The sequence below is a fragment of the Mesorhizobium sp. Pch-S genome, from assembly GCF_004136315.1.
Lineage (GTDB): Bacteria > Pseudomonadota > Alphaproteobacteria > Rhizobiales > Rhizobiaceae > Mesorhizobium.
Genome location: NZ_CP029562.1, coordinates 2,425,963 through 2,450,841 on the forward strand (window position 1 = coordinate 2,425,963; position 24,879 = coordinate 2,450,841).

The window sequence follows — 24,879 nt, forward strand, 5'->3', positions numbered from 1 at the left end:
CCTGACTGCTCCCTGGAGCCTGTTTCCGCAAATAAGTTTCGCCCGCCAAGCTGCGCGCCATCAATGTTCGCGACAGAAGGACCGCGGGAGAAGAGCGAAGAGGCGGGAGGCTGGAACAATGACCCGTTCCGGGCTCGTTAGGGCTGCTTCCTTCCGGACCTGACCCGGTTGGCGAGTGGATCGTCCACCACCAACCTCCCAACCCCCATATCGGCAATTTGACGCCAGAATGCAAGGGTCAAGCAATGGCGCGCAACAGCCATCGCTTGTTGGGGCAGACCGAATGAAGGGCTTGCGACGAAACCGGCGCCGTTTTAGCCTCCTGCCAAATCTCTGGGGGAATGCCGATGCTGCCTGGCCTCAAGGCCGGATTTTCGCTGGACGCCCGGTTGGAGGCAGACAGCGAACAATTGCTGTGGCTCGGCCTGTGCGAACTGCGCATCATGAACGATAGCCGCTGGCCCTGGCTGATCCTGGTGCCACAGCGGCCCGGCATCGAAGAATTGCACGACCTGACCCCGCTGGACCAGGCGATGCTGACCTTCGAGACCAACATGGTCGGGCAGGCGCTGAAGCAAGCCACCGGCTGCACCAAGATCAACACTGCCGCCCTCGGCAACATCGTGCGCCAGCTGCATGTCCATGTCATCGCCCGCAACGAAGGCGACACGGCCTGGCCGGGGCCGGTCTGGGGCCAGGGACCGCGCGAGCCCTACAAACGTTCCGATCTCTACCGGTTTGCCGAACTGATCAAGGCGGCGCTATAAATCGCCGACAAATCCGCCGAGCCCCTGAGTCTCCCCATGACCTTTCGCCTGTTCGACGCGCCGTTGCGCGAGCCCAGCCAATTCGTCGGCTTTGCCGGCAACCGCATCGACCGTCAGTCCGAGAACCGCTCCGACGATTGCGTGGAAATCGCGCTCAAGGATCCTGCAGCGCGCATCCTGCCGATGCGCGACGGCCGCCTCTACCTGAAGCTGAAGGACAATGGCGCCTTTGATCCCTGGTTCGACCTGGCCGAGAGTGACGGCGTCGAAACCGTGCTTTCAGAGGCAATCCTGCTGGGATACGCCGATGGGCAGCCGATCCTTGCGGCGCCCGCGGCCATGGCCTCGGAAGCACTGCCTGAGACCATCAAGGCCATCGATCACCGTTCGGTCTACATCCAGAGGCTGATCGACGAAGCGGCGCTCGGCGCGCTGGCACAAGGCGCGGCACTGCTGTCCTGGAACGCCAGCCATCGTTTCTGCTCGAAATGCGGAAACCCGTCCGAAATGCGCGCCGGCGGCTACAAACGGCATTGCCCGGCCTGCGGCAGCGATCATTTCCCGCGCACTGACCCGGTGGTGATCATGCTGACAGTCTCGCGCGAGCGATGCCTGCTGGGCCGTGGCCCGCATTTCGCGCCTGGCATGTATTCTTCGCTCGCAGGATTCGTCGAACCCGGCGAAACGATCGAGGCGGCAGTGCGACGCGAGACTTTGGAAGAGGCCGGCATCCGGCTTGGCCGCGTCGTCTACCATGCCAGCCAGCCTTGGCCGTTCCCCTATTCGCTGATGATCGGCTGTTTCGGCGAAGCGCTGAACGAGGACATTCAGGCCGACCTCAGTGAGCTGGAGGACTGCCGCTGGTTTTCGCGCGACGAGACGCGGCTGATGCTGGAGCGGCGGCATCCGGAAGGGCTGATGACGCCCCCGCCGGGCGCCATTGCGCATCACCTGATCAAGGCCTGGGTGGACAGCGAAGGCTGAGCGGGTCGGTCTGGAAACGGCGGCTGGTCGCTCCGATATGACGACTTCCATGCAGACCCGTGTGGAAGTCGTTACGCTTGCAGCAGGAGCCATCCTTTGATCCGACGCCAGACACTCAACCCCGCCGGCCTGTTCGACAGCCAGCGGTATGGTTTCAGCCAGGCAATGGTCGTCGAAGGCGGGCGCAGGATGCTCCTGTCCGGGCAGGTCGGCGTCGATGAGAATGAAAAAACCGTCGCAGGCGGCATGGGTCCGCAGACGGCCAAGGCGCTCGACAACATCGACTATCTGCTGAAACAGGCCGGCGGCGACCTTTCGCATGTGGTGATGCTGCGCATCTACATCGCGCAAGCAGCCCAAGACGACCAGGGGCCGATCGCAGAGGCCTTGCGCCGTTATTTCCCCGCCAACCCGCCGCCTTCGTCCTGGATCATCGTCACCGGCCTGTCGCTGCCGGAATGGCTGATCGAGATCGAAGCGGAAGCGGTATTGCCCTAAAGCATTCTGGGGCCAGGTGGAATCACTTGGCGTTACAAGATGCGACGAAAACAAAAGCTTAGAGCGTTTTCCGCGGTTCCGTGAAAAAAACGGAACCGCTCTAGTCCGCAACTTTCCACTGTTCGCGCGAATCGCTGGCCGGATAGACGCCGAGGATGCGCACTTCCTTGGAGAAGAAGCGCAATTCCTCGAGCGCGTTCTTGACGCCCGGATCCTCCGGATGGCCCTCGATGTCGGCGTAGAACAGCGTCGCGGTGAACGCGCCGAGCTGATAGCTCTCCAGCTTGGTCATGTTGACGCCGTTGGTGGCGAAGCCGCCCATTGCCTTGTAGAGCGCGGCCGGCACGTTGCGCACGCGGAAGATGAAGGTGGTCATCATCCGGGTGTCGGGCGAAGTGCGCTCCACCCAGTGCTTTGATTTGGTCAGCACGACGAAGCGGGTGACGTTGGAATCGGTATCCTCGACATTTTCTTCCAGGATATCGAGGCCGTAGAGCGAAGCGGCAAGCCGTGGCGCCAGGGAGGCCATCGTCCGGTCCTTCTCGGCGGCCACGAATTTCGCCGAACCGGCGGTGTCACCCGCCACAACCGGCTTCCAGCCATTCTTGCGAATGTATTTCCGGCACTGGCCGAGCGCGTGGATATGGCTGTGCACCGTCTTGATTTCGGAGCGCTGCACGCCTGGCAGTACCATCAGCTGGAAATGAATCGGCAGGAAGTACTCGCCGATGATGTGCAGCTTCGATTCCGGCAGAAGATGATGGATGTCGGCCACCCGACCCGCGATGGTGTTCTCGATCGGGATCATGGCGAGATCGGCCTTGCCGGTCTCCACCGCGTTGAAGGCATCCTCGAATGTCGGGCAGGGCAACGGCTCCATCGTCGGAAACATGTTGCGGCTGGCGGTGTCGGAATTGGCGCCGGGTTCGCCCTGGAACGAGATGCGGTTGGTGGGGGCAGGAGACATTCTTGGCTGGGCCTTCGTCAGTGAGACAGGATTTCGCGCGCCCGCTCCAGATCCTCGGGCGTGTCGACGCCGAGCGGCACCGAGCGAACGATTTCGGCATCGATGCGCATGCCGGCTTCCAGCGCGCGCAGTTGCTCGAGGCTTTCACGGCGTTCCAGAACGGACTGCTTCAGCGCCACGAAACGGTCGAGCGCGGTGCGGCGATAGGCATACAACCCGACATGATGGTAGAGTGGACCTTCACCCCAGGGGGCGGTTGCACGCGTGAAGTAAAGCGCCCGCAGCCGCGTCTCGGACAGCGGCGAGCCGACGATCTTGACCACGTTCGGGTTGGTCTTCTCTTCCGGACGCACGATCTCGACGCCGAGCGTGGCGATGTCGACGGCCCTGTCTTCGAACGGCTTCAGCGCCGCGCGAATGATGGCCGGTTCAACGGTCGGCAGATCACCCTGGACATTGACGATCGTCTCGATCTCGCCTTTCGGGTCGAAAGCCCCGAGCGCCTCGAAAATGCGGTCCGAGCCGGACTGATGGTCGGCGCGGGTCATCACCGCCTCAAACCCGTGTGCGCGCACCGCTTCGGCCACCGCCTCGGTGTCGGTCGCCACCGCGACACGGCCGAGATCGGCTTCGGCGGCGCGGGCGGCAACATGCACGATCATCGGCTTGCCGGCGATATCGGCGAGCGGCTTGCCGGGCAGCCGGGTGGAGGCCATGCGGGCGGGAATCAGGATCAATGTCGACATGATTGGCGCGGAACGGAACGGGCAGGGCGAAAAGTGGCAAAAGGTCTCACAGGAAGCGCCCTTATAGGTGTTGCAACCGAATAGCAAAAGACCTAGTTTCCGCCCGATTTGACCCCCTCGACGGGGAGGGTCTCGATACCGACAGCCGGAAGGACGGAACGGTCTGCCGGAAAAGGGAGCTGGGGTTTATGGATTCCAACGAAGTCAACAAGGTACTGGCCGGTCTGCTCGGAACCGTGTTCGTGGTTTTTTCGGTCGGCATCGTATCCGACTCGCTGTTCGCTTCGCCAAAGCCCGAGAAGCCCGGCTTCACGATCGAGGCAGCGGAAGCAGAAGCCGGCGGTGGCGGCGGCAAGGAAGCCAAGGCCGCAACGCCGGTTGCCGATCTGCTGGCGGCAGGCAAGGCGGAAGCCGGTGCCACCGTTTTCAAGAAGTGCCAGGCCTGCCACAGCGGCGAGAAGGGTGGCCCCAACAAGATCGGCCCGGATCTGTGGGACATCGTCAACCGCCCGGTCGCGCATCATGAAGGCTTCGCCTATTCAGCCGGCATGAAGGATTTCGCCAAAGGCGACAACAAATGGACCTTCGAGAACCTGAACCATTTCCTGACTTCGCCCAAGGGCCTCGTGAAGGGCACCGCCATGGGCTTCGCCGGCCTGCCCAAGGACGAGGACCGCGGTAACCTGCTCGCTTATCTGCGCACGCTGTCCGACAGTCCGGCACCGCTGCCGGAAGCCGGTGCTGCGCCTGCAGCCACACCGGCTGCTGCACCAGCCGACGCCAAGCCGGCAGAGGCCAAGCCCGCGAACTGACGGATTTGTCATTCCAAAGACCACGAAAAAGCCGGGTTTGACCCGGCTTTTTTGTTGCGCGCGGGCAAAATAGGCAGCTTCTGCCGGTTTTCGCCGGCTGCGAATAAGCTAAAGTGCAGGTTCAGTCCAGCAACAGGCAGAAGGATCAGGAATGCAGCGTTTCCGGCTCGGGATGCCCTTGAAGTTGCTGGCGGCAAGCGCCGCCCTTGCCATCAGCATCCATGCGGCATCAGCCGATGAATGGCGCACCACCTCCTCGCTCATTGGCGAATCGAAATATGGCGAAAATTTCCAGCGCTACGACTATGTGAACCCGGACGCTCCGAAGGGTGGAACGCTCAATTCGACGGTCGTCGGCACCTTCGACAGCTTCAACTCCTATATCGTACAGGGTTCGCCAGCTGCCGGGTTCGTCCCGTATGGCGGAGGCCTGCTATATGAAACGCTGATGGAGCAGGCCATCGATGAAGGCAGCGTCAGCCACCCGCTGATCGCCGACGCCTATAAATATCCTGCCGATTATTCGTCAGCCACCTACCGCCTCGATCCACGGGCGAAATGGCATGACGGCAAGCCGATCACCGTCGACGATGTGATCTGGTCGTTCAATGTGCTGAAGGCCAATAGCCCGATGTACAATCGCTACTTCGCCAACGTCACCGAGGCAGTGGCGGTCGGCGAGCGCGAGGTGGAGTTCCGCTTCGACCAGAAGGGCAACCGTGAACTGCCGAAGATCATTGGTGACCTCGCCATTTTGCCCAAACATTGGTGGGAAGGTACCGACGCCAAGGGCAACAAGCGCGACATAACCAAGCCGACCCTGGAAATTCCGCTCGGCTCGGCCGCCTACAAGATAAAGAGCTTCAAGCCGGGAACGGAGATCGTCTGGGAGCGCGTGCCGGACTATTGGGGCGCCAAGCTGCCGGTGAAGATCGGTCGCGAGAATTTCGACACCAAACGTTATGTCTATTTCCTCGACGATAGCGCCGCATGGCTCGCCTTCACCAAGGGTGGCCTGGAAGATATCAATGCCGAGAACAGCGGGCGCGGCTGGAAGACGCGGTACGATTTTCCGGCCGTCAAGGCCGGCGATGTCATCAAGAAGGAATTCAAGGCCACCTCTCGCGCCACCTATCAGGGTTTCATGATGAACACCCGTCGAGCACAGTTTCAGGATCGGCATGTGCGGCAGGCGCTGGCCTATCTGTATGATTTCGACGCTGTCAACCGCATGTCTTTCGGCCTCAATACCCGCCTAACCAGCTATTTCATGGGCAGCGAGGACCTCGCCTCCAGCGGCCTGCCGCAGGGCAAGGAGCTGGAGATCCTCAATCAGTACAAAGACAAACTGCCGCCGGAACTCTTTACCCAGCAATTCGCGATACCGGCATTCGACAATCCCCAGGCGGAACGCAAAATCCTGAAGATGGCGGTCGACCTGTTCGCGGAGGCCGGATGGGCGATCAAGGGCGGCAAGATGGTCAACTCCAAGACCGGCCAGCCTTTTGCCTTCGAGATTCTCGATTTCCGGCAAGGTGCTGAAGCGACGCTCAACCCCTATGTCGACATGCTGCGAAAGATCGGCATTGCCGCCACGCTACGGTTCGTCGACAGCAGCCAGTACGTCAACCGCGTCAACAACTTCGACTACGACATGATCACGCAGGTGCTGCCGCAGTCGGATTCGCCAGGTAACGAGCAGCGCGATTTCTGGTCGTCCAAGGCCGCCGACACACCAGGATCCCGCAACTTCGCCGGCATCAAGGATCCGGTCGTCGACGCATTGGTCGACCGCGTCATTTTTTCGACCGACCGCGACGATCTCAGTGCCGCTGCCCGTGCTCTCGACCGCGTGCTGCTGTGGAACTACTACTCGGTACCACAGTTCACGCGACCCGACGTGTGGCTGGCCTATTGGAACAAGTTCGGCATTCCTGACAAGCAGCCGACCTATCTCGGGCCGGACATCGATTCCTGGTGGATCGACACCGACAAGGAAAAGGCGCTGGCCGCCAAGTACAAAGGCCTCAATTGATGGCAACCCGTCGCGATGTGCTGGTGCTCGGTACGGCCGCGGCGGCCGTCGCGCTTTTGCCAAGCCGGGTCTTTGCCGCCAGCCCGACCGAAACGCCGCTGCACGGACTGTCCGCCTTCGGTGACCTGAAATACCCAGCCGGTTTCACGCATTTCGACTATGTGAACCCGGATGCCCCCAAGGGCGGCACGTTCAATTTCGCGCCCTTCACCTGGGTGTTCAACCAGAACCCGCAGACCTTCAACACGCTCAACTCCTTCATCCTGAAGGGCGATGCGCCGCCGCGCATGGAGATGTGTTTCGACGCGCTGATGGCGTCGGCGCTGGACGAACCTGATTCGATGTACGGGCTGGTCGCCGAAACCGTGACGATCGCACCCGACCGCAACAGCTTCATCTTCAAGCTGCGGCCCGAAGCTCGGTTCCATGACGGCTCGCCACTCACTGCCGAGGATGCCGCTTTTTCCTACAAGCTTCTGAAAAGCGACGGCGCTCCGGATTTTTCCATCCCCCTGGCGCGCCTCACTGAAGCCGTTGCCGACGATAAGCAGACGCTGCGGCTGGTCTTCGACGGCAAGCAGAGCGAGCGGCTCATCCTGTCGATCATCGGGTTTCCGATCCTGTCCAGAGCCGATATCGAAGCCAACGGCTTCAAGGGCGGCATGCGGCCGCTGCTTGGTTCCGGCGCCTACAAGGTTGGCCGCGTCTCTCCCGGCCAGACCATCGAATATGAACGCGCCGCCGACTACTGGGCACGCGATCTCAACGTCAATCGTGGCCAGAACAATTTCGATCGCCTGCGCATCTACTTCTATCTGGATCGGCGTGCCGCTTTCGAAGCCGTGAAGAAGGGAGATACCTTCTACCGGGAAGAATCCGTCTCGCGCAGTTGGGCGCTCGACTATGATTTTCCATCGCTTCGTGACGGCAAGGTCATCAAGCACGAGTTTTCAGCCGAGAAGCGCCCCATGATGCAGGCGATGGCGCTCAATCATCGCCGCGAGCGCCTGAACGACCTCAAGGTGCGGGAGGCCGTGGGGCTCTGCTTCGATTTCGAATGGGCACGACGCAACTTCTTCTACGATCTCTATGATCGCTCGCAGTCCATGTTCGAGCTTTCCGACTATCGTGCAGAAGGCAAGCCGAGCGCCGAAGAGCTCGCATTGCTGGAACCGCTGCGCGGCAAGATCCCCGACGAGGCCTTCGGCGAAGCTGTCCTGCAACCGGTCTCCGATGGCTCTGGCCGCGATCGCAAGCTGCTCGGCAAGGCCTCGAAACTGCTGGCCGACGCGGGCTGGAAACGCAACGGTTCCTTCGTCGAGAACACCAAGGGCGAAAGACTGACACTCGAGATGCTGAGCGACGAGGAAGTCCTGTCGCAGCGTTTCTCGCCTTTTATCGAGAACATGCGCGCCGTCGGCATCGACGCCACCTCCCGCATCGTCGACACGCCGCAATACCAGCGCCGGCTCTCGGACTATGACTTCGATGTCGTCATAGCGGCATTCCTGTTCTCGCCATCGCCGACACAGGACGAAATGGAGCAGTTCTTCCATTCGCGCAGCGCTGCGATGCCGGGAACCCGCAATTATGCCGGTATTTCCGATCCGGCCGTCGACGTGCTGGTCGACGCTGTCGGCGCCGCCAAGGACCGGCAAAGCCTGATCATCGCCATGCGTGCTCTCGACCGGGTCTTGCGCGCACGGCACGACTGGATTCCAAACTATCACAAAGCGAATCACTGGGTAGCGTTCTGGGACATGTTCGGCTTCAAGGAGCCCAAACCCGACTATGCCTTCCCGATTGAAGCGCTGTGGTGGTTCGACAAGGACAAGGCGGCAAAGATTGGCAAGGCCTGACGGGGTGCGCGGCATCCAACATCATACGCATCGGCTCTCCTGCCTACCGGAAGGCATGGCCTGATGGGCGCCTATATCCTCCGCCGCCTGCTGCTGATGATTCCGACGCTGCTCGGCATCATGGCGATTTCATTCGTGGTGGTGCAGTTCGCGCCAGGCGGCCCGGTGGAACAGGTCATCGCCAAGCTGACCAACCAGGGCGGCAGTGCGTCTGACCGCCTCGGTGGCGGTGGCGGCAACGATCTCGCCGGCGGCAACAACTTCGATCCGGCCGGCAACGTCAACTCCAAGTACCGTGGCGCGCAGGGGCTCGACCCCGAATTCATCGCCAAGCTGGAAAAGCAGTTCGGTTTCGACAAGCCGCCGCTCGAGCGCTTCGGGCTGATGCTGTGGAACTACGCGCGCTTCGACTTCGGCGACAGCTATTTCCGCGACATTTCGGTGGTGAACCTGATCCTGGAAAAGATGCCGGTTTCGATCTCGATCGGCCTGTGGATCACGCTGCTGTCCTACCTGATCTCGATCCCGCTCGGCATCCGCAAGGCGGTGAAGGACGGTTCTTCCTTCGACACCTGGACCAGCGCCATCGTCATCATCGGCTACGCCATTCCAGGATTCCTGTTCGGCATCCTGCTGATGATCCTGTTCGCCGGCGGCTCGTTCTGGGACTGGTTCCCGCTGCGCGGACTTACGTCCGATAACTGGGACCAGCTGTCGTGGCCGCAGCGCATCCTCGACTATTTCTGGCATCTTGCGCTGCCGCTGACGGCCATGGTGCTGTCGGCCTTCGCCACCTCGACGCTGCTGACCAAGAACTCATTCCTGGAAGAGATCCGCAAGCAATATGTGGTGACGGCGCGGGCCAAGGGGCTGTCCGAACGGCAGGTGCTGTATGGGCACGTCTTCCGCAACGCGATGCTGATCGTCATCGCCGGCTTCCCCGGCGCTTTCATTTCCGCCTTCTTCTCCGGCTCACTGCTGATCGAGAACATCTTCTCGCTCGACGGGCTTGGCCTGCTCGGCTTCAAATCCGTGGTCGATCGCGACTATCCCGTCGTCTTTGCCAATCTCTACATCATGTCGCTGATTGGCCTGTTCGTCAGCCTGATCTCCGACCTCACCTACACCTGGATCGATCCGCGCATCGACTTTGAGCGGAGAGACGTGTGATGGCGGATGTCGCAGGCAACCCTGTCGCCGATGCAGCACCCGTCGGACGGCCAAAGGTCTCTCCCCTCAACCAGCGCCGCTGGGCAAATTTCAAAGCCAACCGCCGCGGTTACTGGTCGTTGTGGATATTCCTGGTGCTTTTCGTGCTGTCGCTGGGGTCGGAATTCATCGCCAACGACAAGCCGATCGTCGCGTCCTACAAGGGCGAGATCCTGTTCCCGGTGCTCGTCGCCTATCCGGAAGAGAAATTCGGTGGTTTCTACGCCGTCACCGACTATCGCGACCCGGTGATCCGCGACGAGATCAATGCCAATGGCTGGATGATCTGGCCACCGATCCGCTACTCCTTCCGCTCCGTGAACAATGCCGTGCCGGAGCCGGCACCCTCCAAGCCTTCCTGGATGTACGATGTGGAAAAGCGCTGCGCGCAATATCCGCAGCAAACGGCTGATCCCGACTGCATCGTCGGCAACTGGAACTGGCTGGGCACCGACGACCAGGCGCGCGACGTGCTGGCGCGCGTGATCTACGGCTTCCGCATTTCCGTGCTGTTCGGCCTGATCCTGACACTCGGTTCGGCACTGATCGGCGTGTCCGCCGGCGCGATCCAGGGTTATTTCGGCGGCTGGACCGATCTCCTGTTCCAACGTTTCATCGAGATCTGGTCGGCGATCCCGGTGCTTTATCTGCTGCTCATCGTTGCCGCCGTGTTGCCGCCGGGCTTCTTCATCCTGCTCGGACTGATGCTGCTGTTCTCCTGGGTCGCTTTTGTCGGCGTGGTGCGGGCGGAATTCCTGCGCGCCCGCAACTTCGAATATGTCAACGCGGCCCGCGCGCTCGGCGTGCCGAACGGCACGATCATCTTCCGCCACCTGTTGCCCAACGCGATGGTGGCGACGCTGACCTTCCTGCCGTTCATCCTGAACGGGTCGATCTCGACGCTGACGTCGCTCGACTTCCTCGGCTTTGGCCTGCCGCCCGGTTCGGCTTCGCTCGGCGAGCTGCTGAAACAGGGGCAGCGCAATCTCAATGCACCCTGGCTCGGCCTGTCCGGCTTCGTCGTCATTTCGGTGATGCTGTCTCTGCTGATCTTCATCGGTGAAGCCACTCGTGACGCCTTCGACCCGAGGAAGACCTTCAAGTGAGCGAGACGCCTCTTCTCTCCGTCCGCGATCTTTCGGTTGCCTTCCTGCAGGGTGGTAAGGTCTCGACCGCCGTCGACCATATCTCCTTCGATATCGCCAAGGGCGAGACGGTGGCGCTGGTGGGCGAGTCCGGCTCCGGCAAGTCGGTTTCGGCGCTTTCGGTGCTCAAGCTCCTGCCCTATCCGCCGGCAAGCCATCCTTCGGGCCAAATTCTGTTCGGCGGCCAGGATCTGCTCAAGCTGGATGAGCGGCAATTGCGCAGCGTGCGCGGCAACAAGATCACCATGATCTTCCAGGAGCCGATGACGTCGCTGAACCCGCTGCACACGATCGAGCGGCAGATCGGCGAAATCCTGCGGCTGCACCAGGGCATGGGCGAGGCGCAGGCACGCAAGCGTACCGTCGAATTGCTCAACGAGGTCGGCATCCGGGAACCGGAAAAGCGGCTAGATGCCTATCCGCACCAGCTGTCCGGCGGCCAACGCCAGCGCGTCATGATCGCCATGGCGCTGGCCAACGAACCCGAGCTGTTGATTGCCGACGAGCCGACCACCGCACTCGACGTAACGGTGCAGGCACAGATCCTGGAGCTGCTCGCCAAGCTCAAAAAGAAGAACGGCATGTCGATGCTGTTCATCACCCATGACCTCGGCATCGTGCGCAAGATCGCCGACCGGGTGTGCGTGATGACCAAGGGCAAGATCGTCGAGACCGGCCCGACCAGGGATATCTTCGCCAATCCGCAACATGCCTATACGCGCCATCTGCTTGCCGCCGAGCCGAAAGGCCGACCGCCAACCGCCGATGCAAACGCCAAGGCAGTGATGCGCGGCGACGACATCAAGGTCTGGTTCCCTATCAAGCAGGGCTTCTTCCGGCGGGTGGTCGACCACGTGAAGGCCGTGGACGGCATCGACGTGACCGTGCGTGCCGGCCAGACACTGGGCGTCGTCGGCGAATCCGGTTCAGGCAAGACGACACTGGGCCTGGCGCTGTCGCGCATGATCTCTTCGACGGGAGCGATCCAGTTCGACGGACGCGACATCAACAAGCTTTCGTTCAGCGCGATGCGGCCGCTGCGCAGCGAGCTGCAAATCGTCTTCCAGGATCCGTTCGGGTCACTCAGTCCGCGTATGTCGATCGCCGAGATCATCGAGGAAGGGCTGAAGATTCATGAGCCGAAGCTCACGGCCGACGCGCGCGACCAGCGTGTCGTCGATGTTCTGACCGAAGTCGGGCTCGATCCTTCCACCCGCTTCCGTTATCCGCATGAATTCTCCGGCGGCCAGCGCCAGCGCGTGGCGATTGCACGCGCCATGGTGCTGAAGCCCCGTTTCGTCATGCTGGACGAGCCGACCTCGGCGCTCGACATGAGCGTGCAGGCACAGGTGGTGGACCTTCTGCGCAACCTGCAGTCCAAGCACAACCTGGCCTATCTGTTCATCAGCCACGATCTCAAGGTGATCCGGGCCCTTGCCAATGACGTCATCGTCATGCGCAACGGCAAGGTCGTCGAGGCTGGACCATCCGAACAAATTTTCGAGCGGCCGCAGACCGAGTATACTCGGGCCTTGATCTCGGCAGCTTTCCGCATCGAGACAGCGCCGCTCGGCGCGGTCAGCGAGTAGAGCAATTCCAGGAAAAGTGCGTAGCGGTTTTCCGTCCGGAATTGCGTAGAAACAAATGCTAGAGCGTTTCCGCGTTTCCATAAAAACGGAAACGCTCTAGCGGAATCATAACCCTCGGGGGAAGAAAGAAGAATGTCCGTTCTGGAAAAGGGCCGCGTCCTGCTGTCGGTCACCGGATTTCATCCGCAGCGCTGGCACGAACTGCTTTCCGCCGAGCGCGAGGTGGTGACGGAGCCCGCCGGAAAGGACGATCCTTCGATCGCCTATGCGGTGGTCTGGAAACACAAGCCCAACCTGCTTTCCAGCCTGCCGAACCTGCGCGCCATCTTTTCGATCGGTGCCGGCGTCGATCATATCTTCAACGATCCCGGCCTGCCCAATGTGCCGATCGTCAAGGTCGTCGCCGACAACCTCACCCAGTACATGACCGAATATGTGGTGTGGCGCGTGCTCGATCATCATCGCCAGGGTTCGCTCTATCGCCATCAGCAGCAGAAGAAGACGTGGCACGAGCCCCAGCAGCGGCCGGCCAGCGACATCTCCGTCGGCATCATGGGGCTCGGCACACTGGGCAGAGCCGCAGCCTCGGTGCTTTTGTCCCTGGGCTTCTGTGTCAATGGCTGGTCACGCAATGTGCGGCCGATGGAAGGCGTGACCACCTATGCCGGCGACAGCGGCCTGATCCCTTTCCTCAATGCCACCGACATCCTGGTGGTGCTGCTGCCGCTGACGCCGACGACGCAAGGCATCATCAACTACGGACTGCTCAAGGAGTTGCGGCGCAGGAACGGGCTCGGCGGCGCCGTGCTGATCAATGCCGGCCGCGGCCGGCTGCAGAAGGACGACGACATCGTTCGCGCGCTGGACGAAGGCATCCTGAAGGAAGCCAGCCTCGACGTGTTCGAAGTGGAGCCTTTGCCCAAGACCAGCCCGCTGTGGAGCCATCCGAAGGTCTATGTGACGCCGCATGCGGCGGCGACATCCGATCCCAACCACCTCGTGCCGATCATGCTGGCACAGATGTCGGCCCTTGAACGCGGCGAACTCTTGCAGAACACGGTCGATCGTAACGCAGGTTACTGATTGGCGAGTGCTGTCGCGCTCGCCCTGCCCGTTGGATCAGGCAGCAGGCTTGGGAATGCACTGACGCCTGATCAGCGACCGGTTCATGGCGTCGACCTGGCCGGCGGCTTGGTCCGCCGACTGCTTTTTCGCCGTGCGGATATCCGGCAAAACCGGACCAAGTCCCAGCGGGGTTTCAGCAAACACCGGCTTGGCGTCTGTGGCGACGCCACCGGCGCTTGCGACGGCGTTGCGCTGGGCGATCAACTTCTTGCACTCGATCTTGTCGTACTGGATCGATGTCTGCACGGCGGCATCCTGGCGCGATACCAGCGAGGCATCACCAGCGCAGCCGGCCAGCAACAGCAGGAACAGGAAGGCGGGTGATCTCGGCGCCATCGGCGAATCTCCTAGGGCATTTTGCAGCCAAGCCTCTTGGCGTCGCAAAAATGTGGGCGAAAACAAAAACCTGGAGCGTTTCCGCGTTCCGTAAGACGGAAACGCTCCAAGGTCAGGCGACCCATTTCGCACGGCTGCGGCTATACCCGCAACCGTGCTTGGAGAACCTTTGGAACGAGGCTTATGCCAATCGTGTCCTATCCGCGCAGTTCGCGCCGCAGGATCTTGCCGACATTGGTCTTCGGCAGCTCCGTGCGGAACTCGATGTATTTCGGCCGCTTGTAGCCGGTGAGGTTCTGCTTGCAATATTCCAGCAGCGCCTCGGCGGTGAGATCCGGATCCTTCCTGACGACAAAGAGCTTCGGTATCTCGCCTGACTTCTCGTCAGGAACGCCGATCGCCGCGACTTCCAGAACGCCGGGGTGCTGGGCGACGACTTCCTCGAGCTCGTTTGGATAGACGTTGAAGCCGGAGACCAGGATCATGTCCTTCTTGCGGTCGACGATCTTGGTGTAGCCCTTGTCGTCCATGAAGCCCATGTCGCCGGATTTGAAGTAGCCGTCGTCCGTCATCACCTTGGCGGTCTCGTCGGGCCGGTTCCAGTAGCCTGCCATGACCTGCGGGCCCTTGATGCAGATTTCGCCGACTTCGCCGAGCGGCACCGGATTGCCGTCCTCGTCGCGGATGGAGATTTCGGTCGACGGAATCGGCAGGCCGATCGTGCCGGTGAACTCGTCGGCGTCGAAGCGGTTCGCCGTCGCGACCGGCGAGGTCTCCGACAGGCCGTAGCCCTCCGAGATGTTGACGCCGGTGAGCTGCTTCCAGCGTTCGGCGACTGGTCGCTGCGCCGCCATGCCGCCGGCGAAGACCAGCAGCAGCGGCTTGAAGTCGAGCTTGCGGAAGTCCTCGTTGTTGAGCAGTGCGTTGAACAGCGTGTTGAGCCCGGGGAAGACGTTGACCGGATACTTTTGAAGTTCCTTCACGAAACCGGGAATATCGCGCGGGTTCGGGATCAGGATGTTCTGCGCGCCCTGCTGCATGCCCATCAGCGCGTTCACCGTCAGAGCGTAGATATGATAGAGCGGCAGCGCGCACACAAAGATCAGGCGATCGGGCCGTGACCGTTTGACGAAGGCCGTTTCCTGCCACAGGCGGTTCTGCTCGACATTGGCCAGCACATTGCTGTGCAGCAGGGTGGCGCCCTTGGAAATGCCGGTGGTGCCGCCGGTATATTGCAGGAAGGCGACGTCGTTGCGCGTGACGGCGACCGGCTTGAAGGCCTTGCCCGCCCCCTCGCGCAGAGCTGCCGGGAATTTGACATGCCCCGGCAGCGACCAAGCCGGGACCAGTTTCTTGACCTTGCGCACGACCAGATTGACGATCATGCCCTTGAGGCCGCCCAGCATGTCGCCCATGGAAGCGACGATGACATGCTTGACCGGCGTGCGGGCGATGACGGCCTGCAGCGTGGTGGCGAAATTCTCCAGGATGATGATCGCTTCCGCGCCGGAATCCTTGAGCTGGTGCTCGAGTTCGCGCGGCGTGTAGAGCGGATTGACGTTGACCACCGTGTAACCGGCCCGCAGGACAGCCATCATCGCGACCGGATATTGCAGCACATTCGGCATCATGATGGCGACCCGCGCGCCCTTGGCCAGCCCCTTCGACTGCAGATAGGCCGCGAAGGCGGTCGAATGCCGCTCCAGCTCGCCATAGGTCATGGTCTTGTCCATGCAGGTATAGGCTGGGAACGACGCGAACTTCTTGCAGGCCGTGACCAGGAGATCGCCGATGGATTCTGCCGGCAAGCCGGCGATTTCCGCCGGAACCACGCTTGCGTAGCTCGCAAGCCACGGTTTCGCCGGCTGACCTGCGGCGAGCGAAGCGATAGCCTTGGGAAGGGCGGCTGGTTTGGCTGCCGCAGGCTTTGGCGCATTGGCCGGCTTGCTCGGCTTGGCTGGAGCCTTCTTCGCGGCAGCAGCAGTCGATTTCGCGATCGCGGCCGGTTTGGCAGCAGGCTTGGCCGCCGCGGCCTTCGGCCTGTCGGGAGATGAGGCGGTCTTTGCCGCAGCGGGCTTCGCTGCCTTGGCTTTCTCGATCGGCTTTGACGCGACCACCTTGCCGGAAGGCGCGGTTGCCTTTGCAGGGGACTTGGCCGCCTGCGCTTTTGGTTTGGCTGCTTTGGCGGCCGGAGCGGGGTTGGCTTTTGCAGCCGCAGCCTTGGGAGCCGCTGCCTGCTTCGAGGCGGCCAGCTTTGCGGCTCCGGGTTTCGAAGCTGCAGGCTTCGCAGCAGCCTTGGTCGCTGGCGCTGCACTGGCTGCAGCCGACTTGCCGGCCGCCGGCGTTCTACCACCGGCCTGGGCCGGCTTTGCCGCCGCAGGTTTTGTTGCGGCCGGCGCCTTTGCCTTGGCCGTTGGCTTCACGGATACTGCTGTCTTCGTTGCCTTCGCCACTTGTTCCTCCCTCGACGATATGGGTCGGCTCGACCCCTCTTGGGCGGGGGCTGCTGCGCCGTGCGACTGGCGCTGTTCGCGCCGAAAAACCCTGCTGCCGACTATGTATTGCGACTATTCGTTCGCGTGCAAGTCTTGCCCCAACGGCAGCTTGGCCGGAATTTGCAACAGGGTGCCGACAACCCACTGGGCGCGTCCTTTTCTGTCGCAAATAGCTGTAGGAGGTTTTTGCACTTCAACGAAAGATACGGGCCTTCATATTCTCGTGATGAGCTGTTGAAGCAATAATGTTGTCAGTGACTTGGCTATTTGTAGAATTTTATTTCCATAACAGGATGGGTGACAGACAGGTAGTTCCAATGCCGCAAAAACGGTGCTTATATGCGCGCTTCGCGAGCCTAGAGGGGCTTGGCAGAACACCAGGGAGTGCTCAATGAAAACGAAACTGACTTTTGCGGCCGCGTTGCTGGCCGCAACCGTCATGGGTGGGATGGCGAACGCCAAGCAGTTGGTTTACTGCTCGGAAGCGTCGCCAGCGGGTTTCGACCCTTCGCCGTGGAGCGGCGGCAATGACTTCGACGCGTCATCGCGTACCATCTATTCCCGTCTGGTCGAATTCGACCACGGCAAGACCACCATCTCGCCCGGCCTCGCCGAGAGCTGGACCGTGTCCGACGATGGCAAGGAATACACCTTCAAGCTGCGCAAGGGCGTGAAGTTCCAGACCACCGACTGGTTCACCCCGACCCGCGAGCTCACTGCTGAAGACGTGAAGTTCTCCTTCGAGCGCCAGTGGAAGAAGGAAAGCCCGTGGTACAGCTACCTGGCCGGCACCGGCTGGGAATACTTCGCCGGCATGGGTTTCCCGGATCTGCTCAAGGAAATCGTCGTGGTCGATGACCACACCGTCAAGTTCGTGCTGAACAAGCCGGAAGTGGCCTTCCTGCCGGATCTCGGCATGGACTTCGCCTCGATCGTGTCGAAGGAATATGCCGATCAGCTCGAGAAGGCCGGCACCCTGCCGCAGTTCTCGCAGAAGCCGGTCGGTACCGGCCCCTACCAGTTCGTCGACTACCAGGTTGACGCTGTCATCCGCTATCAGGCCTGGGACGGTTATTTCGGCGGCCGCCAGAAGATCGACGACCTGATCTTCGCCATCACCCCGGATGCAGCCGTGCGTGCGCAGAAGCTGAAGGCCGGCGAATGCGATATCATGTCCTATCCGGCCCCGGCGGATATCGCCGGCCTGAAGGCTGACACCAACCTCAACGTCGCCGAGCAGGAGGGCCTGAACGTCGGCTACATGGCCTACAACACGACCGTAGCGCCGTTCGACAAGGTCGAGGTCCGCAAGGCCCTCAACATGGCCGTCAACAAGCAGGCGATCATCGACGCAGTCTATCAGGGCGCCGGCCAGGTGGCCGTCAACCCGATCCCGCCGACGATGTGGTCCTACAACAAGAACATCAAGGACGATCCGTACGATCCCGAAGCGGCCAAGAAGATGCTCGCCGATGCGGGCGTGAAGGATCTCTCGATGAAGATCTGGGCCATGCCGGTGTCGCGTCCGTACAATCCGGGCGCGCAGCGCGTCGCCGAGATGATCCAGGCCGACTACGCCAAGGTTGGCGTCAAGGCCGAGATCGTTTCCTACGAGTGGACCGAATATCGTGAACGCGGCAAGGCCAAGGATCGTGACGGCGCCTTCCAGCTCGGCTGGACCGGCGACAACGGCGACCCGGACAACTTCCTGTTCCTGCTCGGCTGCTCGGCCATCGGTCAGTCCAACTACGCGATCTGGTGCAACAAGGAGTTCGAGGACCTGCTCCAGGCGGGCAAGGCCACCACGGACGTCGCCAAGCGCACCGAGATCTACGAGAAGGCCCAGGAAGTGTTCAAGCGTGAGGCCCCGTGGCTGACGATCGCTCACTCCAAGGTGTTCATGCCGATGAACAAGAAAGTCGTCGGTTTTGCCATGGATCCGCTCGGTATTCACCGTTTCGACGGTGTTGACGTCACCGAATAAGGCTTTCAACGCGAAATAGGGAACGGCGGCGCTGGACTTTCGGCGCCGCCGTTTTATTAAGGCCCATGTTCCGCTATCTACTCCACAAGCTGGCACTGATTGTGCCAACCATCTTCGGCATCTCGCTGGCGGCGTTCGCGTTTGTGCGCCTGCTTCCAGGAGACCCGATCCTCGCTATGGCTGGCGAGCGCGGCGTGAGCCCCGAACGCTATGCCGAACTGATTGAACGGTTCGGTTTCAACCGACCCTACATCGTCCAGTACTACGACTACATCGTCCGTGTTCTTGGTGGTGATTTCGGCATCTCGCTTTCCACCAAGCGGCCGGTTTTCGGCGAATTCATGACGCTGTTCCCGGCGACGCTCGAGCTTGCGCTCGTTGCCATGATCATCGCCATCCTGATCGGCATTCCCGCCGGCATCTTTGCCGCCGTCAAGCGCGGCTCCTGGTTCGACCAGGCCACCATGGGCGTGGCACTGACCGGCTATTCGATGCCGATCTTCTGGTGGGGCCTGCTGCTCATCATCTTCTTCTCCGGCTATCTCGGCTGGACACCTGTCTCTGGCCGCATCGGCCTGCAGTTCTTCTTCAAACCCGTCACCGGCTTCATGTTGATCGACAGTCTGATCTCCGGCCGGCCCGGCGCCTTCTGGTCCGCGCTCAGCCATCTGATCCTGCCTTCGATCGTGCTCGCCACCATTCCACTCGCCGTCATCGCGCGACAAACGCGATCCGCGATGCTGGAAGTGCTGGGCGAGGACTATGTGCGCACTGCGCGCGCCAAGGGCCTGTCGCCGCGTCGCGTCATCGGCCTGCACGCTTTCCGCAACGCGCTCATCCCGGTCATCACCACGATCGGCCTGCAGGTCGGCACACTGATGGCCGGCGCCATCCTGACCGAGACGATCTTTTCCTGGCCGGGCATCGGCAAGTGGATGATCGACGCCATCGGCAAGCGCGACTATGCCGTCGTGCAGAGCGGGCTGCTTATCATCGCCCTCATCGTCATGGCCGTGAATCTCGTCGTCGACGTGCTCTATGCCGTCATCAACCCACGTATCCGGGTGCAGTGACATGACAGATCAAACCGCAGGCGAGACCACCGCCGCCACGGTGCCATCCGGCCCCAAGCAGCGCGCATTCGCCGAATTCTGGCACTACTATTCCATGAACACCGGCGCCGTCATCGGCCTGGTGGTGTTCACCCTCCTCGTCCTGGTGGCCATATTCGCGCCGCTGGTGGCGCCGCACATGCCGGACGAACAATACCGCGATGCCTTGCTCACTCCGCCGGCCTGGCAGGAAGGCGGCAAGTCGATGTTCATCCTGGGCACCGACGCCGTCGGTCGAGACATCCTCTCGCGCCTGATCTTCGGGGCGCGCTACTCGCTGTTCATCGGCCTCATCGTCGTCGTCTTCGCACTGTCCTCGGGCATCGTGCTGGGCGTGCTGGCCGGTTATTTCCGCGGCTGGGTCGACACGCTGATCATGCGTGTCATGGACATCATCCTCGCCTTCCCGTCTCTGCTGCTGGCGCTCGTGCTGGTGGCGATCCTCGGGCCTGGCCTGTTCAACGCCATGCTGGCCATCGCGCTGGTGCTGCAGCCGCACTTCGCACGCCTGACCCGCGCAGCGGTGATGGCCGAGAAGAATCGCGAATATGTCGTCTCGGCCAAGGTCGCCGGTGCCAGCCATTGGCGAATGATGGTGGTGACGATCCTGCCGAACTGCGTGGCGCCACTGATCGTCCAGGCAACGATGTCCTTCTCCAACGCCATCCTGGAAGCCGCCGCGCTCGGCTTCCTTGGCATGGGTGCGCAGCCGCCGACGCCGGAATGGGGCACGATGCTCGCTTCCGCGCGCGAGTTCATCCTGCGTGCGCCATGGGTCGTCACCTTCCCCGGCCTCGCCATCCTGATCACCGTGCTCGCCATCAACCTGATCGGCGACGGTCTGCGCGATGCGCTCGACCCCAAGCTGAAGAGGTCGTGACATGGCGTTGCTAGAGATCAAGAACCTGACGGTTTCGTTCGATACCTCGAGCGGGCCGTTCATGGCGGTGAAAGGCATCGACCTGTCGATCGAGCCACGCGAAGTGCTGGCGATCGTCGGCGAATCCGGTTCCGGCAAGTCGGTGTCGATGCTGGCGGTGATGGGCCTTCTGCCGCCCTCGGCGACGGTGAAGGCCGACCGCATGAGCTTCAACGGCATCGACCTTCTGGCGCTCGATCCGGCGGAACGGCGCAAGATCATCGGCAAGGACATCTCGATGATCTTCCAGGAACCGATCGCCAGCCTCAATCCGTGTTTCACGGCGGGCTACCAGATCGAGGAAGTGCTGCGCGTGCATATGGGCATGGACAAGGCCCAGCGTCGCGCCCGCGCCATCGAGCTGTTCAAGCTCGTCGGCATTCCCGAACCGGAGGAGCGGCTCAATTCCTTCCCGCACCAGATGTCGGGCGGCCAGTGCCAGCGCGTCATGATCGCCATGGCGATTGCCTGCAACCCGAAGCTGCTGATCGCCGACGAGCCCACCACCGCGCTCGACGTGACGATCCAGAAGCAGATCCTCGATCTCCTGATGAAGCTGCAGGCCGAACACGGCATGGGCCTCATCATGATCACCCACAACATGGGCGTGGTCGCCGAAACGGCCGATCGCGTCGTCGTGCAGTACAAGGGCACGAAGATGGAAGAAGCCGACGTGCTGTCGCTGTTCGAGAATCCGAAGAGCAACTATACGCGCGCGCTGCTTGCGGCCTTGCCGGACAATGCCACCGGCGACCGGCTGCCGACCGTCTCCGACATGCTGTTCGAGCCCGCAGTTTCGGGAGCCGCGTCATGACTGTCGTCGTCGAAGGAAAAGACATCAAGCGCGACTACCATGTCGGCGGCGGCATGTTCCGGCCGGCGCGCACGGTGCATGCGGTGAAGGGTGTTTCCTTCTCGGTCGAGAAGGGCAAGACACTGGCCATCGTCGGTGAATCCGGCTGCGGCAAGTCGACCCTTGCGCGCATCATCACGCTGATCGACGCTCCGAGCGCCGGCGAGTTGTTGATCGACGGCAAGAAGGTCGATATCGCCCGGGACGGTCTCTCCAAGGAGATGCGCCGCAAGGTGCAGATCGTGTTCCAGAACCCTTACGGCTCGCTCAACCCGCGCCAGAAGATCGGCGACATCCTGGGTGAGCCGCTGGTGATCAACACCGACGTTCCCGCCTCTGAGCGCCGCGAACGCGCCATGGCGATGCTGAAGAAGGTCGGCCTGGGACCGGAGCACTACAACCGCTATCCGCACATGTTCTCGGGCGGCCAGCGTCAGCGCATTGCGATCGCGCGCGCCTTGATGCTCAACCCGAGCCTGCTGGTGCTGGACGAGCCGGTTTCGGCGCTCGACCTTTCGGTTCAGGCACAGGTGCTCAACCTGCTTGCCGACCTGCAGGACGAGTTCCAGCTGACATACGTCTTCATCAGCCACGACCTGTCGGTGGTGCGCTACATCGCCGACGATGTCATGGTGATGTATTTCGGCGAGGCCGTCGAGTACGGCCCGCGCGACGAGGTTTTCGCCAACCCGCAGCACAGCTATACCAAGACGCTGTTCGCCGCCACGCCGCGCGCCGACGTCGACAGCATCAAGGCGAGGCTTGCCCGCAAGAAGGCGGCCTAGGCCGCCTTCCATGTCTCTCGTCTCGGCCCCTGAAGCGCGCGTTCAGCGCTCGCAGGCATCCGCCTGATGCGCCCGCCACGCCTGCCTGATCTGCCCGTTACCGCCGTATTGCCTGCGCTGGCTGCGGCGCTGGACAGTGGCAACAGCGTCGTGCTGGTCGCACCGCCGGGAGCAGGCAAGACGACGCTGGTACCGCTCGCCCTGCTCGATGCCTCCTGGTTGGGCTCCGGAAAGATCGTGCTGCTCGAACCGCGCCGGCTTGCCGCCCGCGCGGCCGCCAGGCGCATGGCCACCCTGCTCGGCGAGGAGCCCGGCGGCACGGTTGGCTACGCCATGCGCATGGAGAACCGTACTTCGGCCAGGACACGCATCCTGGTCGTCACCGAAGGCGTTCTGGCGCGCATGATCCTCGATGACCCGGAGCTGCCGGGCGTGTCGGCGGTGATCTTCGACGAATTTCACGAACGCTCGCTGGATGGCGATTTCGGACTGGCGCTGGCCCTCGATGTGCAAGGCGCGCTGCGGCCGGACCTGCGCCTTCTGGTGATGTCGGCGACACTCGATGGCGCCCGTGTGGCGAAACTTCTGTCCGATGCCCCTGTCATCGAAAGCGAGGGCCGCAGCTTCCCCGTCGAGATCCGCTATGACGAGCGCCCCTCCGGCATGCCTGTCGAAGAAGCGATGGCCAAGGCGGTGCGAACGGCACTGGCGGATGAACCCGGCAGCGTCCTCGCCTTCCTGCCCGGACAGCGCGAGATCGAGCGCACGGCGGCACATCTCGAAGGTCGCGTTGGCGCCGACACCGATGTCGTTCCCCTGTACGGCCAACTCGACGGCAAGGCGCAGGACGCAGCCATCCGCCCGGCAGCGGAAGGTCGGCGCAAGGTTGTGCTGGCGACCGCGATCGCCGAAACCTCGATCACCATCGACGGCGTGCGCGTCGTCATCGATTCCGGGCTGTCGCGACTGCCGAAATATGAACCGGCGAGCGGCCTGACGCGGTTGGAAACAGTGCGCGCCTCGCGCGCCTCCGCCGAACAGCGAGCCGGCCGCGCCGGGCGCACCCAGCCGGGCGTTGCCATCCGGCTCTGGCGCGCCGAACAGACCGCAGCACTGCCAGCCTTCACCCCGCCCGAGATTCTCGAAGCCGATCTTTCCGGGCTGATGCTGGACTGCGCCGCTTTCGGCGTCGCGAATCCTGCCAGCCTTTGCTTCCTGGATGCCCCGCCAGCGCCCGCATTGTCCGAAGCGCGCGCCCTGCTGAAGGCCTTGCATGCGATCGACGACGCCGGACGACTGACCGACGCTGGTTCCGCCATGCGCAAGCTCGCGCTGCCGGTGCGGCTGGCCCATATGGTGGCCGAGGCGGCCGACCACGGCCGTGCAGCAGACGCGGCACGGCTGGCGGTGCTTCTGACCGAGCGTGGACTGGGTGGCGACAGCGCCGACCTGGAACGGCGGCTGATGCGTTTTTCTTCAGATCGTTCGCCCCGCGCCAACGCCGCGCGGCAATTGGCCGACAGGCTGGCGCGCGCTGTTTCTTCCGCGGCGCCCGAAGCGACCAGCACGGGGGCGCTTCTTCTCAATGCCTGGCCCGACCGTGTCGCCAAGGCGCGTGGCGAGCGCGGGCGTTTTGTGCTCGCCAATGGGTCCGGCGCGATGCTGGATGCGGCCGATGCGCTCGCCGGCGAGACATTTCTGGTCGTCGCCGACCTGCAGGGCAGGGCGCAGAACGCCCGCATCACCGCAGCAGCACCGGTGAGCGAGCCGGAAATCCGCGCAGCGCTTTCCGACTGCATCGAGACACGCCGCGAAACCAGTTTCGATCGCGAAAGGCGCTCGGTGCGCGTGCGCGAGACGGTCCGCCTCGGCGCCATCGTGCTGGCCGAACGGATGCTGCCTGCTCCGGCGGGAGCGGATGCAGACAATGCCGTGATCGAAGCGATCCGCGAACACGGCCTTGCCCTGCTGCCATGGAGCAGGGAAGCGGAAAGCCTGCGCAACCGCCTTGCCTGGCTGCATCGCGGCCTTGGTGCGCCATGGCCCGACATGAGCGACGATGCGTTGACCGAGCGGCTCGACGACTGGCTGGCGCCCTTCCTGACCGGCGAGGCCTCACTCAACGCCATCTCGGGCGGCACATTGACAAGTGGCCTGATCGCGCTGGTACCACATGACCTTCAGCGCAGGATCGACGCGCTCGCCCCGACCCATTTCGACGCACCGTCCGGCAGCCATGTGCCTGTGCGCTATGATGGTGAAGCACCCGTGCTGGCCATTCGCGTGCAGGAGCTGTTCGGCCTTGATCGCCATCCGTCAATCGCCAACGGCACCGTGCCACTGACCCTGGAACTGCTGTCGCCTGCGCATCGGCCAATCCAGACGACACGTGACCTGCCCGGCTTCTGGCGTGGCTCCTGGGCCGACGTGCGCTCCGACATGCGCGGCCGCTATCCGAAACATGTCTGGCCGGAAAATCCGCTCGAGGCCGCGGCCACCAGCCGCGCCAAGCCACGCGGCACCTGATTTTTGCCAACAGCAATTCCAGCAAAAATGTCTGGCGGTTTGCGTAGAAACAAAACTCAGAGCGTTCTGCGTTACCGCAAAAAGCAGAACCGCCGCAGGCCGACGAAACTGGCGCCATCAACCCGCCCGCGAT

At 62.5% G+C, this 24,879-nt stretch carries 20 protein-coding genes and 1 other RNA gene; 16 read left to right on the plus strand and 5 right to left on the minus strand.

Features of this window, described 5'->3' with window-relative positions:
• Positions 1-102: 102 nt before the first annotated feature.
• Positions 103-199, minus strand: an RNA gene (gene ffs, locus C1M53_RS11110) — signal recognition particle sRNA small type.
• A gap of 148 nt (positions 200-347) precedes the next feature.
• On the opposite strand from ffs, the gene C1M53_RS11115 reads away from it, so the two are divergent.
• From C1M53_RS11115 to C1M53_RS11125, 3 genes are all read left to right on the plus strand, one after another.
• On the plus strand, positions 348-767 hold the full coding sequence (locus C1M53_RS11115) for an HIT family protein (RefSeq protein ID WP_129412307.1): 420 nt from the start codon (positions 348-350) through the stop codon (positions 765-767).
• Between the two features lie 36 nt (positions 768-803).
• Positions 804-1,751, plus strand: coding sequence for an NAD(+) diphosphatase (gene nudC / locus C1M53_RS11120; RefSeq protein WP_129412308.1), 948 nt, complete (start codon positions 804-806; stop codon positions 1,749-1,751).
• Between the two features lie 96 nt (positions 1,752-1,847).
• Positions 1,848-2,249, plus strand: a complete 402-nt coding sequence (locus tag C1M53_RS11125) for a RidA family protein (RefSeq protein ID WP_207213095.1) — start codon at positions 1,848-1,850, stop codon at positions 2,247-2,249.
• A gap of 100 nt (positions 2,250-2,349) precedes the next feature.
• On the opposite strand, the gene C1M53_RS11130 is transcribed toward C1M53_RS11125, so the two are convergent.
• Both C1M53_RS11130 and C1M53_RS11135 read right to left on the minus strand, forming a co-directional pair.
• A complete protein-coding gene (locus tag C1M53_RS11130) occupies positions 2,350-3,216 on the minus strand; it encodes a prephenate dehydratase (protein WP_129412309.1) in 867 nt (288 codons plus the stop codon).
• A 17-nt stretch (positions 3,217-3,233) separates the two neighbouring features.
• A complete protein-coding gene (locus tag C1M53_RS11135) occupies positions 3,234-3,962 on the minus strand; it encodes a 3-deoxy-manno-octulosonate cytidylyltransferase (protein WP_129412310.1) in 729 nt (242 codons plus the stop codon).
• A 188-nt stretch (positions 3,963-4,150) separates the two neighbouring features.
• On the opposite strand from C1M53_RS11135, the gene C1M53_RS11140 reads away from it, so the two are divergent.
• The 7 genes from C1M53_RS11140 to C1M53_RS11170 all read left to right on the plus strand — a co-directional run bounded on the left by C1M53_RS11140 (position 4,151) and on the right by C1M53_RS11170 (position 13,694).
• Positions 4,151-4,774 carry a cytochrome c family protein gene (locus C1M53_RS11140; RefSeq protein WP_129412311.1) on the plus strand — a complete coding sequence of 208 codons (624 nt, stop codon included), beginning with the start codon at positions 4,151-4,153 and terminating at the stop codon, positions 4,772-4,774.
• Positions 4,775-4,946: 172 nt separating this feature from the next.
• Positions 4,947-6,809 carry an extracellular solute-binding protein gene (locus tag C1M53_RS11145; RefSeq protein WP_245488587.1) on the plus strand — a complete coding sequence of 621 codons (1,863 nt, stop codon included), beginning with the start codon at positions 4,947-4,949 and terminating at the stop codon, positions 6,807-6,809.
• Positions 6,809-8,668 (plus strand): extracellular solute-binding protein, encoded by a 1,860-nt coding sequence (locus tag C1M53_RS11150; RefSeq protein ID WP_129412313.1) that lies wholly within the window; start codon positions 6,809-6,811, stop codon positions 8,666-8,668. Before C1M53_RS11145 ends, C1M53_RS11150 begins: the two co-directional genes overlap by 1 nt.
• Before the next feature lie 63 nt (positions 8,669-8,731).
• Positions 8,732-9,838, plus strand: coding sequence for a microcin C ABC transporter permease YejB (locus C1M53_RS11155; RefSeq protein WP_129412314.1), 1,107 nt, complete (start codon positions 8,732-8,734; stop codon positions 9,836-9,838).
• On the plus strand, positions 9,838-10,983 hold the full coding sequence (locus tag C1M53_RS11160; protein ID WP_129412315.1) for an ABC transporter permease: 1,146 nt from the start codon (positions 9,838-9,840) through the stop codon (positions 10,981-10,983). The genes C1M53_RS11155 and C1M53_RS11160 overlap by 1 nt, the downstream gene beginning before the upstream one ends.
• A complete protein-coding gene (locus C1M53_RS11165) occupies positions 10,980-12,611 on the plus strand; it encodes an ABC transporter ATP-binding protein (RefSeq protein WP_129412316.1) in 1,632 nt (543 codons plus the stop codon). The genes C1M53_RS11160 and C1M53_RS11165 overlap by 4 nt, the downstream gene beginning before the upstream one ends.
• A 141-nt stretch (positions 12,612-12,752) precedes the next feature.
• Positions 12,753-13,694 carry a glyoxylate/hydroxypyruvate reductase A gene (locus C1M53_RS11170; protein ID WP_129416120.1) on the plus strand — a complete coding sequence of 314 codons (942 nt, stop codon included), beginning with the start codon at positions 12,753-12,755 and terminating at the stop codon, positions 13,692-13,694.
• Positions 13,695-13,730: 36 nt separating this feature from the next.
• Here C1M53_RS11170 and C1M53_RS11175 read toward each other — a convergent pair whose 3' ends face one another.
• Positions 13,731-14,072 (minus strand): hypothetical protein, encoded by a 342-nt coding sequence (locus C1M53_RS11175; RefSeq protein WP_129412317.1) that lies wholly within the window; start codon positions 14,070-14,072, stop codon positions 13,731-13,733.
• 197 nt (positions 14,073-14,269) lie between these two features.
• Positions 14,270-16,525 carry a long-chain fatty acid--CoA ligase gene (locus tag C1M53_RS11180; protein ID WP_348630041.1) on the minus strand — a complete coding sequence of 752 codons (2,256 nt, stop codon included), beginning with the start codon at positions 16,523-16,525 and terminating at the stop codon, positions 14,270-14,272.
• Between the two features lie 433 nt (positions 16,526-16,958).
• Here C1M53_RS11180 and C1M53_RS11185 point away from each other — a divergent pair, with 433 nt between their 5' ends.
• From C1M53_RS11185 to hrpB, 6 genes are all read left to right on the plus strand, one after another.
• A complete protein-coding gene (locus tag C1M53_RS11185; protein WP_129412318.1) occupies positions 16,959-18,551 on the plus strand; it encodes an ABC transporter substrate-binding protein in 1,593 nt (530 codons plus the stop codon).
• 65 nt (positions 18,552-18,616) lie between these two features.
• Entirely contained in the window at positions 18,617-19,624 is a 1,008-nt protein-coding gene (locus tag C1M53_RS11190; RefSeq protein WP_129412319.1) for an ABC transporter permease subunit, read from the plus strand.
• Between the two features lies 1 nt (position 19,625).
• Positions 19,626-20,543: an ABC transporter permease subunit gene (locus C1M53_RS11195; protein ID WP_129412320.1), complete on the plus strand. Its 918-nt coding sequence runs from the start codon at positions 19,626-19,628 to the stop codon at positions 20,541-20,543.
• A 1-nt stretch (position 20,544) separates the two neighbouring features.
• Positions 20,545-21,396 carry an ABC transporter ATP-binding protein gene (locus C1M53_RS11200; protein ID WP_129412321.1) on the plus strand — a complete coding sequence of 284 codons (852 nt, stop codon included), beginning with the start codon at positions 20,545-20,547 and terminating at the stop codon, positions 21,394-21,396.
• Positions 21,393-22,220, plus strand: a complete 828-nt coding sequence (locus C1M53_RS11205) for a dipeptide ABC transporter ATP-binding protein (RefSeq protein ID WP_129412322.1) — start codon at positions 21,393-21,395, stop codon at positions 22,218-22,220. The genes C1M53_RS11200 and C1M53_RS11205 overlap by 4 nt, the downstream gene beginning before the upstream one ends.
• A 66-nt stretch (positions 22,221-22,286) precedes the next feature.
• The gene (gene hrpB, locus C1M53_RS11210; RefSeq protein ID WP_129412323.1) at positions 22,287-24,746 is read left to right on the plus strand and encodes an ATP-dependent helicase HrpB; all 2,460 of its coding nucleotides are present in this window, start codon (positions 22,287-22,289) and stop codon (positions 24,744-24,746) included.
• Positions 24,747-24,879: the final 133 nt, after the last annotated feature.

What these genes read in the sequence shown, in the direction of transcription:
- C1M53_RS11115 (WP_129412307.1), top strand. Translation starts at nt 348, where the DNA reads ATGCTGCCTGGCCTCAAGGCCGGATTTTCGCTGGACGCCCGGTTGGAG.
- nudC (WP_129412308.1), top strand. Translation starts at nt 804, where the DNA reads ATGACCTTTCGCCTGTTCGACGCGCCGTTGCGCGAGCCCAGCCAATTC.
- C1M53_RS11130 (WP_129412309.1), bottom strand. Translation starts at nt 3,216, where the DNA reads ATGTCTCCTGCCCCCACCAACCGCATCTCGTTCCAGGGCGAACCCGGC.
- C1M53_RS11135 (WP_129412310.1), bottom strand. Translation starts at nt 3,962, where the DNA reads ATGTCGACATTGATCCTGATTCCCGCCCGCATGGCCTCCACCCGGCTG.
- C1M53_RS11140 (WP_129412311.1), top strand. Translation starts at nt 4,151, where the DNA reads ATGGATTCCAACGAAGTCAACAAGGTACTGGCCGGTCTGCTCGGAACC.
- C1M53_RS11145 (WP_245488587.1), top strand. Translation starts at nt 4,947, where the DNA reads ATGCCCTTGAAGTTGCTGGCGGCAAGCGCCGCCCTTGCCATCAGCATC.
- C1M53_RS11150 (WP_129412313.1), top strand. Translation starts at nt 6,809, where the DNA reads ATGGCAACCCGTCGCGATGTGCTGGTGCTCGGTACGGCCGCGGCGGCC.
- C1M53_RS11155 (WP_129412314.1), top strand. Translation starts at nt 8,732, where the DNA reads ATGGGCGCCTATATCCTCCGCCGCCTGCTGCTGATGATTCCGACGCTG.
- C1M53_RS11160 (WP_129412315.1), top strand. Translation starts at nt 9,838, where the DNA reads ATGGCGGATGTCGCAGGCAACCCTGTCGCCGATGCAGCACCCGTCGGA.
- C1M53_RS11175 (WP_129412317.1), bottom strand. Translation starts at nt 14,072, where the DNA reads ATGGCGCCGAGATCACCCGCCTTCCTGTTCCTGCTGTTGCTGGCCGGC.
- C1M53_RS11185 (WP_129412318.1), top strand. Translation starts at nt 16,959, where the DNA reads ATGAAAACGAAACTGACTTTTGCGGCCGCGTTGCTGGCCGCAACCGTC.
- C1M53_RS11190 (WP_129412319.1), top strand. Translation starts at nt 18,617, where the DNA reads ATGTTCCGCTATCTACTCCACAAGCTGGCACTGATTGTGCCAACCATC.
- C1M53_RS11195 (WP_129412320.1), top strand. Translation starts at nt 19,626, where the DNA reads ATGACAGATCAAACCGCAGGCGAGACCACCGCCGCCACGGTGCCATCC.
- C1M53_RS11200 (WP_129412321.1), top strand. Translation starts at nt 20,545, where the DNA reads ATGGCGTTGCTAGAGATCAAGAACCTGACGGTTTCGTTCGATACCTCG.
- C1M53_RS11205 (WP_129412322.1), top strand. Translation starts at nt 21,393, where the DNA reads ATGACTGTCGTCGTCGAAGGAAAAGACATCAAGCGCGACTACCATGTC.
- hrpB (WP_129412323.1), top strand. Translation starts at nt 22,287, where the DNA reads ATGCGCCCGCCACGCCTGCCTGATCTGCCCGTTACCGCCGTATTGCCT.